A 16,078-nucleotide genomic window follows, 5' to 3' on the forward strand; every position below is an offset into this window, starting at 1 on the left:
ATAGCCATTGCCATTAAAACGGGAATATATGATCCTTCCATAACAGGAGTATCCTTGCAAGAGGCTAAAGATAAGACGATCCAATTGGTCCGGTCAGTGGCTTATGATCATAAAATTAACAATACCCGCAAGGTTTGGGGGGGTGATTGGCAGGCGGCTCATTGGGCTTATTTTGCTGGATATTCAGCCTGGCTTTTATGGGACGATTTTTCACCGAAAGATCAAACCTATATCTTACAAATGATTGTTGCAGAAGCAGATCGTTTTCTTCCTACAGTCCCACTTTATTATAAAGACAGTACAGGAAAGGTAATATTTAAGGGGGATTCTAAAATTGAAGAGGATGCCTGGAATGCTGAATTAATGTACCTGGCAGCGGTAATGTTACCAAGCCATCCCCATTCAAATAAATGGTTAAATAAGGCTGTTGCATATATGATAGCAGCCACTTCCCTGCCTTCTGATTTGCATAACTCAAAAATTATACAGGGGCGTCCTGTCAGCAGTTGGGTGAACGGTTCCAATATGGAAGAACCAGGATTTGTAATCAACCATGGTATCATTCATCCGACTTACAATGCAATTGCATCAATGATCAATGCACCGATCGTGTTTTCTTTAGTTGGAAAATCAACACCGGAAGCCGCACGCTTTAACCTTGATAAAATTTACTATTCGATAACTACACACTCGTTTTCAGCCCCTCCTTATAATGCGCCGGGTGGTCCGATGTATAAGCCTGGAACAGCTGATGTTTATTATCCTGAAGGTTCTGATTGGGGACAAGGTGTTTACGATACATACGCTAATCTTGACATTGCAGCGTTTACATATGGCTGGGATAATCTGTCGAAAAAATATAAAGGTAAATATTGGGCGAAATTGCATACCGATAAGGTATTAGCGCAACAAAATCGTTTTGCCGACAGGCACACCTATAAAGGTGACAGTGAAAATAGTTATCCTGGGCGAGAAGAAGCCATTGCAACCAGGATGGGATCGGCCTGGATGACTATTTGGTTACAGAAACAGGCGCCTGCAGTTTACGATAATCAACCCATTTCTAAATGAGCGGGAAACCAGGAGGATGCCTGTATGGTCATAAATGGTATCAATCAAAGAACATAATAAATCAATCAAATGCCTAAACAAGTATCATTAATTATCATTCTCTTTATTGTTTGTACGGCTCATGCCCAACTACCGGGATTACGTGCCGATAGTATCTATTATCAAATGAAAAAGGTTGCTGACTGGCAATGGACAACCTTAGAAACCGAAGGTTGGAAAAACTCGAAGAAAGACTGGACCAGTGGGGCTATGTATGCAGGTATGATGGCCTGGGGTAAAATTGCCAATGATGAAACCTATTATAAAAAGCTTATACAGGTAGGAGAAGATAATAAATGGCAGATAGGCAAGTATCGCCAGTTTGCTGATGATTATTGTGTGGGGCAGCTTTATTCCCAGCTTTATACAATTTATAAAGCCCCGAGGTACATTGAGGACTTCAAGTCGCTTGCGGATACCATTGCCATGCTACCACATACAGATAGCCTTGAATGGAAAAAAGGAATTCATTTGCGGGAATGGGCCTGGTGCGATGCATTATTCATGGCGCCGCCTGCATTGGCTTATCTCACTGAAGCTACAGGAGATGCTAAGTATTTGAATACGACATCAAAACTGTGGTGGAAGTCAACAGAATACTTATACGATAAAGAAGAACATTTGTATTACAGGGATAGTCGATATTTCACTAAGAAAGAGAAAAATGGGGCAAAAGTATTTTGGAGCCGTGGAAATGGTTGGGTAATGGGCGGCATGGTGAGGGTGCTTTCCGTGATGCCTAAAAATCATCCTGACAGAGAGCAATTTATCCAGCTTTTTAAGGATATGTCAGCTAAAATAGCCAGCATACAACAGCCTGATGGTAGTTGGCATGCCAGTTTGCTGGATCCGGATACCTATCCGATAAAAGAAACCAGCGGTACCGGTTTCTTCTGCTATGCCTTAACCTGGGGAATTAACCAGGGTATCCTTCCTTATAAGAAATATGCACCGGTTGTTGTAAAGGCATGGAATGCCCTTACAACGTCTATCCATCCTAATGGCAAATTGGGATATGTACAGGCAATTGGTGCTGCTCCCGATAAAGTGGGCTATGAAGATACAGACGTTTACGGTGTTGGTGCATTTTTATTAGCAGGTTCCGAAATGCTGCGCTTAACGATTCATCACGAAAAAAATACGGCAATGGTTGAAGCGGTTAACCAGGATTCAATCATTAAAAACGAAAAAGTGATGGTTGACTGGACGACCTTGTCATCGCAAATTAAAAAACTAAAGGCAAAAGGGCTGCAAGTGCAGGATGCTCTCACCGGAGTGCATGTACCATTCGAATTCATTTATAACGATAAGAACAAACCAAAAGCAATTGTTTTTCATACATCAATCGCTCCAGGTGGTTGTAAACTTTTTAGGATAACAAAAGTTAATAATCCATCCATATGATTACCATATAACTCATTTTAAATGGGTATTAGTATTGGGCCCGATCCCTAACAAGCAATGGGGAACACAACCCTATTTAGGTTCAATAGGTCTAATACCAATTAATAATGAATAGTACAATGATTTGGTCGTTAACGTGAAAAGGCAAACCAATACTCGTACTATTCAATTTAAAATGGTATAAGGAATGATTAACGCCAGGTAAATAAAAAAGACGAAAGAAGAGTTGTAAAGCTGGTTGAAAAGCAACGGGATTGTTGGGGCTTCTTAAAATGATAGATATGAAAAAGTATGCTGTAATTGTTTTGACCTTTGTTTTGCAAGTAATAAGCCTTCAAAATAGTTGGGCGCAAAAAGCGGATATCTCCAATCAAATTTATGCACAGTTGGGAGCAGCATACAAGACGCCTGCCTTTTCAATGAAAGGGTATTGGGTATGGTGCAGCACGGTAATAAAAGGCGATGATAACAAATACCATATGTATGCTTCCCGCTGGCCCGATAGCCTGTTGTTTCACCCCGGCTGGATGGTGGCGTCGGAAGTGGTGCATGCAGTGGCCGATAAGCCCGAAGGGCCTTATACTTTTTCTGATGTGGCCCTGCCAGCCCGAGGGGCGCAATACTGGGATGGGCGCTCTACGCACAACCCTCGTGTATTAAGATACAAGAACAAGTATGTGTTGTACTATATGGGCTCTACACATCCGTTTGAAGAGCCGAACGTGAAAGAGTTTTCACTTACCAGTAAATGGTGCATCGTGGGCCGTAGCAACAAACGGGTGGGCGTGGCCATATCCGATTCGCCCTACGGCCCCTGGAAACGTTTTGATGAACCGGTTTTGGAAACCGAACCCAATACATTCTACAGTTTTCTTACCTCTAACCCAAGTCCTATCATTGAAGCGGATGGCTCGGTGTTGATGATCTTTAAAGCCCGCAATTATGAAGGCAATGATCATTATTCGCCTATGTGTTTTGGGCTGGCCTGTGCGAAGAGCATTTATGACAAGTTCAAAGTATTGAACAACAACCAACCTGTATTGGGTGGGCCTGATCAGCCTGAAATTGAAGATCCTTTCTTTTGGAAGGATCAGAAAGGCTATCACGTGATTTTTAAAGACCATGTGGCAAAATATACGGGAGAGAAAGGCGCAGGGGTTTTGGCCAACTCAAAAGATGCCATTCATTGGACAATTGATCCGTCTCCTAAAGCTTATTCCAGAACGCTGAGGTGGGATGATGGTACCACTGAAACAATGGGCCAACTGGAAAGGCCTTTTATCTTTTTTCAAAACAGGCAACCTGCTTATTTGTTTTTTGCAACCATGGATGGCTTAGGAGGTTTTGAAAACGGCACCCACACATGGAATATGGTGGTACCTTTTAAAAAATAAAATGAATAAGTGTATTTGAATTACCACAGGGAAACTGGCAGGTAAACCTATAGTAAAAAATTATGTTTCTTTTAAAGCTGGTGGAGGTTTTTTAGTAAGACGCCGGATGGGCGAGCTACAGTAAGAGAAAGGCAGATTCGAAAACATCTTTTTCAGATTGTTAACAACGGAAAAGTAATCATAAATACCTGATAAAAAATCGTTTAATAATGAAAAGAATTATATTATTTGGAGTAATGGGGATTACCCTTGTTATAGGCACCTCTCTTTGTATTCCAGTTAATAAAAAAACATCGGTTCAAACAAAAAACAAGCAACCGAACATAGTAGTAATCTTAGTTGACCAATGGAGGGGACAAGTACTCGGGTTTACAGGTAAGGAAAGAGTGTACACCCCCAACATTGATGCACTGGCAACAGAAGGGTGGTCCTTACACAAATGGTTTCCAACAACCCGATTTGCTCTCCAGCAAGAGCTACGTTATTAACTGGTACTTATCCCAACAAAAATGGCGTTCATTGCAATGTCAATTCAAAATCGGCAGTTTACGGTGTTGAGTTGCCAGCGAATATTGTTTGCTGGTCTGATGTATTAAAAGAGCAGGGCTATTCAAACGGTTATATCGGCAAGTGGCATTTAGATGCACCTCATCAACCCTATATTCCCTGCAAGAACAATGAAGGTGATATAGCCTGGAACGAATGGACACCCTTCGAACGTCGGCATGGATTCGATTACTGGTATTCCTATGGCACTTACGATTACCACGATCGCCCTATGTACTGGGATACAAAAGCCCCCCGGGATAGTTTTCAATTTGTAAACCAATGGGGACCGGAGCATGAAGCTGACAAAGCCATTGACTTTTTTAAGAACAAGGGAAATGTGAGAAACACGTCTGCTCCTTTTTCATTGGTGATTTCCATCAACCCACCGCATGAGCCTTATAATACGGCACCGGCAAAATATCACGAGCCATACAATAACATTCCGATAGACTCTTTAGTGACCGATGCTAATATTCCGCCGGCAGACACCAAGATGGGCGACGAGTACCGTAAGGATGTTAAAAATTACTACGCCAATATTACGGGTGTGGATGCACAGATTGGGCGCATTCTTCAGGCCTTAAAAGAAAATAAGCTGCTGGATAATACCATTGTCCTGTTTACTGCCGATCATGGTAATTGTTTGGGCAAACACAACGAACATTCCAAGAACAATATTTACGAAGAATCGCTGCGAGTCCCCCTTCTTGTTTACTGGAAAGGAAGAATTAAACCTTGTATTGATGATGAATTGCTGATAAGCATGCCGGATATCTATCCCACTTTACTCGACTTGGCGGGGTATAAAAAGAATATACCGGCAACAGTGGATGGTAAAAGTTATGCTTCCTATTTCCTGAGCAGGCAAGGGAACAAGCCCTCTGAACAATTCATTCTAGGGGCATTGTCGTACGACCAAAAACAAATCAAACATTCAGGTTTCAGGAGTGTGAGGACGAAGCAATATAAACTAGCCTATGTAACAAAAAAAGGGGGTGGCCTTGAGCCATATTTGTTCAATCTGCAAACCGATCCCTTTGAACTCAATAATATTTACAGAGCGGATCATCCTATGGTCAAGAAATTACTTCCCCGCTTACAATACTGGTTACAAAAAACAGGAGACAGGTTTGCTATTCCTTAGTAATAAATTTTGATTTTGAAGCAACAAAGGTAGAAGACGATTTCAACAAGCAATGGCCTTCTTATTTCAACCAGAGGGCTGAATGCAAATCAGGTCTTCATGATTATTAACCGGATTTATTCAACCAATAAGCGAATCAAATATGCTCTAAATAGATGGAGAGGTTTTGAATGATAATAATTTATATGAGTCAATTTGTTTTATTGTTAGTGTGACAGGATGTTAAAGAAATAAAATGAATTATAAAGAAGTAGCTGAAATATGAAAAGGATATTGTTTGTTATTTGTGCCATCAATGTTGTAGTGCACTGTCTGGCACAGGATGTAGAGCGAAAGCTTGCTTATGATAACTATTTGAAATATTCCACGCATGCCATGACGGTAAAGGATGCGGAGAAAGAAGCTTCCATCAAAAAGTACCGGGAGTATTTCAATAAGACGCCTTATCGCTATGCTCAGCTGGCGAAAGATATGAAAATGAGCAGCAGGGAATGCTATGCATTGCTTGGAGACGATGGACAATTTACCGACCTGCTGCAGCAGGAAATGAAGATTGCGGATGAAAAAATGTTGCTTTCAAAATATACGGCACAAAGCGATGTGATTGCAAAAGTGGTATCGGAAGCGATTAACCGCCTTTGGAAAATAGCGGATGCTTACCGTCTAGGTGAAATGAAGGAAAACGATGTATTGGTTGATAAATTTTACAAAGCCATCATTCACTATGGCAATCTAGAAACGGGCCGTAACAATGCCGCGCCAAGGTTTCATGCATCTTGTTTTCTAATTCCTACAGCGGCAGTGAATATTTATTTTTCGTTGCTAAAACAAATGGATGAAGCAGAAGCCGGCAAGAGCAACAATCCTTTGTTAAAGGATGCTTGTTTGATACTGAAAGAAGTGGCTTTACAATGCTGGACACAACCCTTGCGCAACGATTCCACCGACAAGAATGTGGTACAGATAGAGCGGTTCAGAAATCATGTGTGGTGGGTAGGTGGTAATGCACTTGCTTATCGTTCGCTATTGCCGACTGCATTTATGTACAAGTCCATTCCCATGATCGATCTGTTGGCAGAAGTATGCCAGCGGGGTATCAGCCAGACTTCCCAGGCAACATATTATGAATCATTTTGGACGGAAGGATTTACGGCCGATGGGGCAGGATGGGGGCATGGCAAGCAGTGCCTCATTTGGGGTTATCCCATCGACGGGGGAAACAACGCGTTGAACATGATGGTGATGTTGCAAGGCTCGCCATGGGAGAAGAAATTAACGCAGGAAAACAAAGAAACTTTGATCAATTTTTTCAGCGGAGGCAACTGGTATTATTATAAAGGCAACCAACTTCCATGCTTAGATCGCTATTCGTCAGTTTATGGAGGAGGTAGTGGTATGATTCCTTCGTTAGGACTCGCCAAAAGCCTGATGAAAGACTGGAAATCTTCGTTTACCACTCCGGAGCAATTGGAAATAACACAGTTCATACTGGAGGCCAACAATAAAGCTATTAATATGCCACAGTTCGAAGCCGGTGTGTACAGTGGTACCCGATGGTTTTTTAATAACGATGACCTGATGAAGAAAAACCGTGATTACCATATTATGGTGAACATGGCTTCCAACAGGTGTGATGGAATTGAAAGTGCTATCAATTTTGCAGATTGCTATAACTTTTTTAATAATGATGGCATGACGCTATTCCAGCGCAACGGAACAGAATACCGGAAGGTATATGGTGGTTGGGATGTTACGGCATCGCCCGGTGTAACGGCACGTGAAGGCATGGATAATATAAAGCCAGTTACCAACTGGAGAGGTTATAGCAGCAAATTCAATTTTGCCGGTGCTGCTACTGCCGGAGGAGAAAATGCGGTGGCAGGTTTTGTTTTTGAAAAAATGAATGGTTCGGACAGGGAAGATGTAAATGATAAAGGAAACAATAAAGGTGAAAACGAATGTGTTTTTGGTGTGCAGGCGCACAAGGCATATTTTATGCTGGGCGATTATATGATTGCTTTAGGCGCTGGTGTCAGCAATCTTCGCCCTGAATTGGATGGAACTATTCGTACCACCATCGATCAAACTGCAAAAGAGAATGATGTGGTAGTGCTCAACAATGGTTCCTGGCAAAAGGTAAAACCAGGTGTTCAGTCATTCTTTGATAAAGGGCAGGCCGTTTGGGTAAAACAACAGGATAAATTCGCTTATACCGTTTTACCCGAATATAGCAAAGCGGCTTACTTTGTATGCGAAACTAAAAAAGCCGATTGGTTAAAAATAAACAAGACGAACAGCTCTGTGAAGAATTTGCCGGATAGTGTGAACATTTTTCGGCTTTGGATCGATCATGGCCAGGAAGTGAAAGACGATACTTATGGATACGTAGTCTATTGCGGAAAGGATAACCCGGACAATAAGCTGCCTTTTGCAGTATTGCAAAACGATACATTAATACAGGCGGTGAAGTCGTTGGATGAAAATAATTACCAGGCTGTTTTCTATAAGGGAAATACAACCCTGAACAAGCAGGGCGTTACTATTACTGTGTCCGATCCCTGTATTGTACAAATTGAGTTGATTGGCAACGGGTTTGTGGCTTCCGTGCAAGACCCGCAAATGAATAAGGATCTGAAACAAATTACGGTTGCCCTCGGTAATAAATCCTTTGTATTCGAAATGCCACAGGGCAAACTGGCAGGTAAACCTGTAGTGAAAAAACTAAACTTCTGATGATATGCAACGTTTCTGTTTAATAGCAACCATTTTCCTGGGAATTCAAATTCAATGTTATACTCAACCTTATGCTATTCCCGGTAACGTCAAAAGAATTGTTTTCATAGGGAATAGTATTACTTATGCTGGTTATTATACATCTTGTATAGATGCTTACCTGCGTCTTCAATATCCCGAAAAACATGTTGAAATAATTAATCTGGGATTGCCCAGTGAAACTGTTTCAGGTTTATCGGAATCTAATCACGCCGGCGGTAAATTTCCCCGGCCTGATTTGCATGAACGCTTGGATCGTATTTTAAAAATAAAGCCCGACCTGGTATTTGCATGTTATGGTATGAATGATGGTATTTATCAGCCGTTTGACAATGACCGGTTTCAGAAGTTTTGCGAAGGAATGAGCTGGATGCATGAGCAGGTAACACAATCAGGTGCTTCCATCATACATATAACAAGCCCCATATATGATGAGCGAAAAGGTAAGGCTTATGCCAATGTGCTCGATATTTATTCGGATTGGCTGATCAGCCGACGCTATACAAATAACTGGAACGTGATTGATATATTTTCGGTACAGGGCAATCGTGCTTTTGAATTTTCCTGGTCGGCCAATAACCTGCAGGTCAACATTTTTTTGTTGACCATTTCTTTTTTCGGGCATGATAGCCAGGGATATTCAAAGCAGCAACGCTGATAATTTTAGTAAGACAAATTTCACCCTAAACTAATACGTTTCACACCCTGCCTTCCCAATGTTGTTTAGCAATTTAGAGCGATAAACGAATTGCGTTTCACTACCAAAAATTGCTAGTTATATGAAAAGAAGTTTACTCTTTCTGCTCAACCTGTTGCTTGTCAGCCTTGCTGCAAATGCTACAGATTACTACACGGCTTCAGCCACAGCTACCTTAGCCGGCAACACTGGTGTGGTTAACGCCAACTGGACCACCAATCCGGATGGGACTACCGGCTTAACTTCAGTCGCCATTGCCGCTACCGACAATCTCATTATTTTAAATGGGGGCGTGGCCTCCATTACTAATAGTGGCACCATGACCATTGCTGCCTTAAATATTAATGCGGGAGGAACAATTATCCACAACAACAATGCCTGGGCCTCTTCATTTACAATTACCGGCCTTCTTACTTGGAACGGAACTATAAAAACATTACAAGCAGCATCTGGAGGAAGTAATTTTTTCAGCGCAAACGGGAATGTTACAGGAACCACAGCCATTCATGACGTTAACAGCGTTAGAGGTGTGTACTTAGGAGGTACCGGGAAAACCCTTAGTTTGACTCAGTTATCAACAGGTGTCACCAGTGCAAACAGTATCAGTATTGGTCTTCTACTTGGTTCCAGCCATTCATTGGCAGGAAATTGTAAGTTCTACAGTCCGCTTATTTACAACGCAACAACTGTAACATTAGATCTTAATGGGTATAACTTACAGGCATCTACCATCAAGCAGGGAAATACCAGTACTCGTTTAATAAAAGGAAATGCCAATTCAAAACTCACCATTTCGGGAACTAGTGCTACGCTTCCAAACAGCGCCGCCACAGTAATTACTTTTGATCCTGCAGCAGCGGTTCTTAATGAACTGAACGTTAATAGCGAGTATTTGTCTACAGCGGTAGGCCCTGTTACTATTAATGGAAATCTTACGGTAAACTCATTGAATTTTGGTACTGCCTCCGGCGATAAGGCTACCAGGAACCTACAGGTAAACGGTAACTTTACATTAGCCAACAACGGCTCCATGCGTGTACAAGCGGGAGGTCCTACAGCGGTAACTACTTACGATCAATTAAACGCCACCGGAAATATCAGTATCGGAACATCGACAACACTGACGGTTGACATCATCAACGCATATAGCCCAACAGACCAACCATTTCTCACTTTTGCACAATCAACATCACCTGGAACTGTTTCGGGAACTTTTGGTACAATTAAAAACACAACTGGCTATACCAGTGATGTCACCTACACAGGAAATGCTGTAAAATATCAAATACTTACATCACCGCCACCGGCACCGCCACCACCACCATGCCCAATCAGCTTAGTACCTGATCTACCATTAGTGCCTTCTAACCCAACTGTAGAAGCAGAGATTAATACAGCTGTACAGCGTTTTTCCGACTCGTATTTGGGTACTACCGAACCTACAGCCGCTGCACTTGCTAGTGCTGTAGCAAGTTATAATGCACTTAATATAACGGTAAGCGGATATACCATCTCTGCTCAGACAGCCGTTACCAGCTATGGTCAAACAGCATTCTTAAAAACCTTTGCCCAATACATCAAGTTCCATCCTGAGGATAATGATATATTCACCAAAGCCCTTAACACAGTATGGCTGGTATCAGACAGAATGTGTAAAGGCTTATTTGCTGCAGACTATAATCAATATTCCTATAGAGATTTTGGACGAGCTGCAATACTAATACCACGTATTAAGGACAACCCACACGTAAAAGGTTTGTTTGAAAACCTACTGTACCAACAAAATAATTTTCGCTACTTCTGGGAACCTAACTACAATGGGGGTATCAATGACGACCATATGGGAAACAGTGGAAATGTTACGATGGCTTATGTAAAATGGATTGACTCTGCAGATGAACGCTTTCGTTATATGACTGCTTTCAAACGGTTTATGGAAAATTTTACCAGTTATACAGCAGGAGCAGCTTACAGCGGAATAAAACCAGATGGTTCCGGCTTTCATCACAATGCGTCTTATCCATCCTATATGTACAATTTAAATGGTGCTGCTGATATTGTTTCCTATTTAAGAGGAACCTCTTTTGAAGTGAGCAGTGCCGGCTACCTGCGGTTAAGGGATGCAATCATGGCTCAACTCATGTTTACCAATGATAACACTACGAGATTCTTAACCATGACGGGAAGAAAACCGGAAGAAATTGCTACTACCATCAGCAAATTTAATTTTCGTGCTATGGCAGTAGCAGGAGGAAGCATCCTGGGTACAGGAACCTCAGACCCTGTGATGGCTACCTTTTATAATCGTGTATGGGGTGGTTATGGTCCTTTTGGTAATAGTACTGTAGCCCCTTTTAATTCAGGTTATTTCCAGTTCAATCACAGCATGGCCGGTATTTACAGAAAAGATGGATGGTTGGCTGTATGCAAGGGATTCAATAACAACATGTTTGGTGCTGAGATTTTTGAAGATGCGAATCGTTACGGACGCTATCAAAGTTATGGTGCCGTTAATATCATTTATCCCGGAGATGCGCTGACTGGAAATGGCTACGACGTGACAACCTGGGATTGGAATTTCACCCCAGGTGCTACAGTTATCAGACTTCCGTGGGATAAACTCCGTGCCGAAAAAGAAAGAATAGATGAACTACAGCAGAAAAGATTTGTCGGTTCCTTAAGTTTTGTAAATAAAAACAGTAGTTTCCTAAAAGCAATTCATGGTACTTACGGCATGTTTGCCATGGATTTTCAGGAAAAGACAGATCAAGGATGGGGAACCGTTTATTCTTCAGAAAACCATAATCCAACCTTTGTTTTCAAGAAATCCGTATTTACGTTTGACAACATGCTGATCTGTCTTGGTTCAGGCATTGGTAACAACGATGCTGCAAATACAACATTGACCACCTTATTTCAACGTAAAACGGCAACCGGCAAGGATGTTGTAAATGTTGATGGTAATTTGTTGCAGGCAGGCAGTTATGATAACAATTATTCAGGTAGTGGCAACCACTGGCTTGTAGATAATTACGGTACCGGTTTTTATGTGTTTAGCGGCAGTGGTGACATCAAGCTGACCAGGGCTGACCAACAAGTTCCTCTGCATTCACAAGTTTCCCCAACCAATATTTCGTCTAATCCTATAGGTAATTACGCAATAGGTTATATAGATCACGGACTGGCACCTACTGATAAAGGTTATGAGTATGTTTGTATGCCTAAGGCAGCAGCCGCTGACATGACCAACTTAGATAATCTTGTTGCTGCAGGTAACAAACCTTATACCGTTCACCGTAAAGACAGTATTGCCCATATAGTGGAATACAAACCGGCTAACGGGAATGCTATTTTTGGATATTCATTTTTTAACCCGCTTTCAGGAATCGACAACAATGGCCAATTAACCGGCGCGGATTATCCTTGCCTGGTAATGTCTCGTTACAATTCAACACAAAAAAATCTTCAGCTTGCAGTAACCAATCCGGATCTCGGATTCACCTGGAGGTCAAATGCGCCATCTGTAACCAGGCAAATAAACGTTACCATAAAAGGGACAAACTGGGAAATAACCCAGGCTAATGCAGCGGCTGCCATAACAGGGACAGCCAATGGGGAAACCACGATTCAGTTCACCACTGTGGATGGATTACCAGTAGAAATTGTGTTAAGTCGTGTTTTGACCCCGCAAACTATTAGCTTTGAAGCAATCCCTACAAAAACAACCACTGATTCAGCCTTTGCTTTAACGGCTACAGCTTCATCTGGCTTACCGGTTAGCTACACCAGTTCCAACACTGCTGTGGCTACAATAAGTGGCAACACCGTAACCATTGTTGGTAAAGGTACCAGCACTATTACGGCTTCTCAGCTAGGTGATGACATTTATGGAGCTGCCACAACGATAGAACAAATACTAACGGTGATAGATGTTGAACTTCCGGTTCTTGCTGCTCCTGCTAATGTGGAAGTAACTACCGATGCCGGTGCGGCTATCGCCAGCAATGTGGCTTTGGGTACAGCTACTGCTACCGATAATGATGGTGTGCAATCCATTACAAACAATGCTCCTGCAGTGTTCCCGGTTGGTATAACCAAGGTAATTTGGACTGCTGTTGACAATTCTGGAAATGTGGCAACCGCCATACAACTGGTAACGGTAACAGACAACGAAGTACCTGTTGTTACTGCTCCGGCCAATCAATCGTTCTGCTATGCAGCCAGCAACAATTACCAGGTTCCAGCGGCAGCTACTGCCGACAATTGTGGCCTGGCCACTATCATTTATGCCATTACCGGTGCTACCGAAAGAACCGGAACTAGTGTGGACGCCAGCGGCCAGTTTAATACAGGCCTTTCTACCATTACCTGGACGGTAACGGATATTCATGGGAACCAAACAATTAAGACCTGTACTGTTAACATTAATGAGCCTTTGAATGCCAGCATTCCTGCTGTATACGCCATGAATCCAGCAGTTGATGCAAAAAACACGTTGTATATAGGTTATGGTCCATCTTCTCTTGCCATAGGCATAGTTCCGGTTGGCGGGGCAATGCCTTATACCTACCTGTGGAATACAGGATATACTTCTGAGTCAATTAGCATTAGTGCTGCTGGCACCTATGCTGTTACCGTAACGGATGCTAGAGGATGCTCATCTACTGCCTCAACTATGATCAGTACCCTGGATGTGACCTGCGGTAAGAACAGTGACAAGGTAATGATCTGCCATAATGAAAAGACGATCTGTATTGCTTCGGCTGATGTGCAGGATCATTTGAATCATGGAGACAAGTTAGGTAGTTGTAATTCAACTGTTTTCATTGCTCTGAACAGTGATAGAAGTGCTGAGGAATTCACTGCGCATAAGGTCGTACTCTATCCCAATCCGGTAAATGATATATTGACCATTAGCTTGAGCAAGTTAGAAACTGGTGCTATAATACAACTCTACAATGCAAATGGTGTATTGCTGGTAAGTCAACGTCTCACTAAAATGACTCAAACTGTTTCCATGAAAGGATTAGTTCCGGGTATTTATTATGTGCAGGTGAAAAATGGAAATGAGATCACCTCTGAAAAAGTATTAAAACAATAAAAGACAAATGGTTATTAATTGATTTTATTTATTTCAAAATCTGTAGTAATGTTTGGAAGGGGCTTTCTGCCCCTTCTTTTTATATTGCCAATTTGAAATTACCCCTATTCAGATACGATATTGCCCCTTTTTTTCTTATTAGGTAGAATAGCTTTACAACCTGCCCCCAAGTAAAATGGTTCAAATTACGGTCGCTGCAAAAAGGCAGATTTCAGAAATGGTACAGTTAAAACAGATTCTTATGCAATTGAATGATGCGCTGACAATACTTTGCATTTGTATGTTCTTTTTGTTTTCACAGACTTTGCCTGCTACAGCCCAGAAGAAACCAAACCAAAATCCTAATGTTGTCATTATTCTGGCTGATCAGTGGAGGGAACAGGCTATAGGTTATTTAGGAAAGGAAAAGGTGCAGACACCTCACATCGACTCTTTTGCAAAAGGTAGTTTGACGATTACGCAGATGGTGAGCAATTACCCTGTTTGCTCGCCGGCAAGGGCTATGTTGTTGACCGGTACATACCCGCTAAAAAATAAAGTGTATAGCAATGTTAATTCAGCTTCAGGGCCCTATGGTGTAGAATTGCCGGCTGATATGATTTGTTGGTCTGATATTTTAAAAGCAAAGGGATATTCCAACGGTTATATTGGCAAGTGGCACCTGGATTCTCCGCATAAACCTTTTATTCCTACTTCTAACAATACAGAAAAATTGGCCTGGAATGAATGGACTCCTTTTGAAAAAAGGCATGGGTTTGATTACTGGTATGCTTACGGTACATATGATGTTCATAATCACCCAATGTATTGGGATACTAAAGCGCCCAGAGATAGCTTTCACTATGTCAATCAGTGGGGACCAGAGCATGAAGTCGATAAAGCCCTTGAATTTATCAGTAATAAAAAAGGATTAAGAAAGGAGGGGGCTCCATTTTCATTAGTAGTATCCATGAATCCTCCCCATTCAGAATATCAAACTGTCCCCGAAAAATATTATGCGCGATACAAAAATATTCCGATGGATTCCCTGCTCACCGATCCGAATATTCCGCCTGCAGGAACCCCGATGGGTGATGACTACCGTAAAGATGTAAAATATTATTATGCCAATATTACCGGTATCGATGAACAAATTGGAAGGCTCATTAATGGGCTTAAAGATCATAGGCTTCTTGACAATACCATTGTGATCATCACTGCCGACCATGGTAATTGCCTGGGCAAACATGACGAGGTTTCTAAAAATAATATTTACGAAGAATCGTTGCGCATTCCTTTAATTATTTATTGGAAGGAAAAAATAAAACCGGGAATAGATGAGCAGTTTTTAGGTAGTATGCCTGACCTGTTTCCAACCCTATTGGAATTAACGGGTTATAAAAAAGCAATCCCTAAGAGCATTGATGGGCAAAGCTATGCCAGTTATTTCCTGAACAGAAGCGGTCCAATGCCAGCAGAACAGTTCATTATGGGAGGTGTTCCGAGTAGTAACGTGAAGCTCAATGCAGGGTTCAGGGGAATACGCACTGCACGTTATAAACTTGCTTATCAGAAAAAGGGGAGTACTGTTGAAGGGTTCTTATTTGATTTAAAGAACGATCCCTATGAACTGAATAATCTATACAACAGAGATCATGAGCAGGTAAAAGTTTTACGACCAAAACTGCTGCAATGGCTACGAAAGACAAATGATAGTTTTGTTGTTAATGAATAACATATTGAATTCTTGTAGCCAAACTCAATTTTCAACTATAATCATCAATCATGAGTATTTTAAATCAATTTGAACTGAAAGGCAAAACTGCCCTGGTCACCGGTTGCGATACGGGCCTGGGACAGGCGATGGCCATTGCCCTGGCAGAAGCTGGTGCCGACATCGTGGGCGCCTCCAACGTGGAAGCGGTCAA

The 16,078-nt window shown here is 41.9% G+C and carries 9 protein-coding genes; all 9 read left to right on the top strand.

All coding sequences use genetic code 11. The annotated features are described in order from the left end of the window. The coding region (locus tag OCK74_RS27305) for a hypothetical protein (protein WP_279300296.1) at nucleotides 1–1,071 on the top strand (1,071 nt) is incomplete at its 5' end. A 69-nt stretch (nucleotides 1,072–1,140) separates the two neighbouring features. Further along, nucleotides 1,141–2,514, top strand: coding sequence for a glycoside hydrolase family 88/105 protein (locus OCK74_RS27310; RefSeq protein WP_279300297.1), 1,374 nt, complete (start codon nucleotides 1,141–1,143; stop codon nucleotides 2,512–2,514). Between the two features lie 281 nt (nucleotides 2,515–2,795). Further along, complete coding sequence (locus OCK74_RS27315; RefSeq protein WP_279300298.1) at nucleotides 2,796–3,908, top strand: glycoside hydrolase family protein; 1,113 nt, start codon at nucleotides 2,796–2,798, stop codon at nucleotides 3,906–3,908. Between the two features lie 209 nt (nucleotides 3,909–4,117). Further along, nucleotides 4,118–4,396: a sulfatase-like hydrolase/transferase gene (locus OCK74_RS27320; protein ID WP_279300299.1), complete on the top strand. Its 279-nt coding sequence runs from the start codon at nucleotides 4,118–4,120 to the stop codon at nucleotides 4,394–4,396. Further along, the gene (locus OCK74_RS27325; protein WP_279300300.1) at nucleotides 4,348–5,601 is read left to right on the top strand and encodes a sulfatase family protein; all 1,254 of its coding nucleotides are present in this window, start codon (nucleotides 4,348–4,350) and stop codon (nucleotides 5,599–5,601) included. The genes OCK74_RS27320 and OCK74_RS27325 overlap by 49 nt, the downstream gene beginning before the upstream one ends. 261 nt (nucleotides 5,602–5,862) lie before the next feature. Beyond that, a complete protein-coding gene (locus OCK74_RS27330; RefSeq protein WP_279300301.1) occupies nucleotides 5,863–8,334 on the top strand; it encodes a polysaccharide lyase family 8 super-sandwich domain-containing protein in 2,472 nt (823 codons plus the stop codon). Nucleotides 8,335–8,338: 4 nt separating this feature from the next. Next, nucleotides 8,339–9,031, top strand: coding sequence for an SGNH/GDSL hydrolase family protein (locus OCK74_RS27335; protein WP_279300302.1), 693 nt, complete (start codon nucleotides 8,339–8,341; stop codon nucleotides 9,029–9,031). A 121-nt stretch (nucleotides 9,032–9,152) separates the two neighbouring features. Further along, nucleotides 9,153–14,171, top strand: a complete 5,019-nt coding sequence (locus OCK74_RS27340) for a polysaccharide lyase family 8 super-sandwich domain-containing protein (protein WP_279300303.1) — start codon at nucleotides 9,153–9,155, stop codon at nucleotides 14,169–14,171. Between the two features lie 241 nt (nucleotides 14,172–14,412). Further along, nucleotides 14,413–15,885, top strand: coding sequence for a sulfatase family protein (locus OCK74_RS27345; RefSeq protein ID WP_279300304.1), 1,473 nt, complete (start codon nucleotides 14,413–14,415; stop codon nucleotides 15,883–15,885). The last annotated feature ends 193 nt before the right edge of the window (nucleotides 15,886–16,078 follow it).

Origin of the sequence: Paraflavisolibacter caeni, assembly GCF_025628885.1 — a bacterium.
Classification (GTDB): Bacteria; Bacteroidota; Bacteroidia; order Chitinophagales; family Chitinophagaceae; genus Flavisolibacter; species Flavisolibacter caeni.

Excerpts from the sequence above, each read along its gene's own strand:
- OCK74_RS27330 (WP_279300301.1), top strand. The coding sequence starts at position 5,863 with ATGAAAAGGATATTGTTTGTTATTTGTGCCATCAATGTTGTAGTGCAC.
- OCK74_RS27310 (WP_279300297.1), top strand. The coding sequence starts at position 1,141 with ATGCCTAAACAAGTATCATTAATTATCATTCTCTTTATTGTTTGTACG.
- OCK74_RS27335 (WP_279300302.1), top strand. The coding sequence starts at position 8,339 with ATGCAACGTTTCTGTTTAATAGCAACCATTTTCCTGGGAATTCAAATT.
- OCK74_RS27340 (WP_279300303.1), top strand. The coding sequence starts at position 9,153 with ATGAAAAGAAGTTTACTCTTTCTGCTCAACCTGTTGCTTGTCAGCCTT.
- OCK74_RS27345 (WP_279300304.1), top strand. The coding sequence starts at position 14,413 with ATGCAATTGAATGATGCGCTGACAATACTTTGCATTTGTATGTTCTTT.
- OCK74_RS27315 (WP_279300298.1), top strand. The coding sequence starts at position 2,796 with ATGAAAAAGTATGCTGTAATTGTTTTGACCTTTGTTTTGCAAGTAATA.
- OCK74_RS27320 (WP_279300299.1), top strand. The coding sequence starts at position 4,118 with ATGAAAAGAATTATATTATTTGGAGTAATGGGGATTACCCTTGTTATA.
- OCK74_RS27325 (WP_279300300.1), top strand. The coding sequence starts at position 4,348 with ATGGTTTCCAACAACCCGATTTGCTCTCCAGCAAGAGCTACGTTATTA.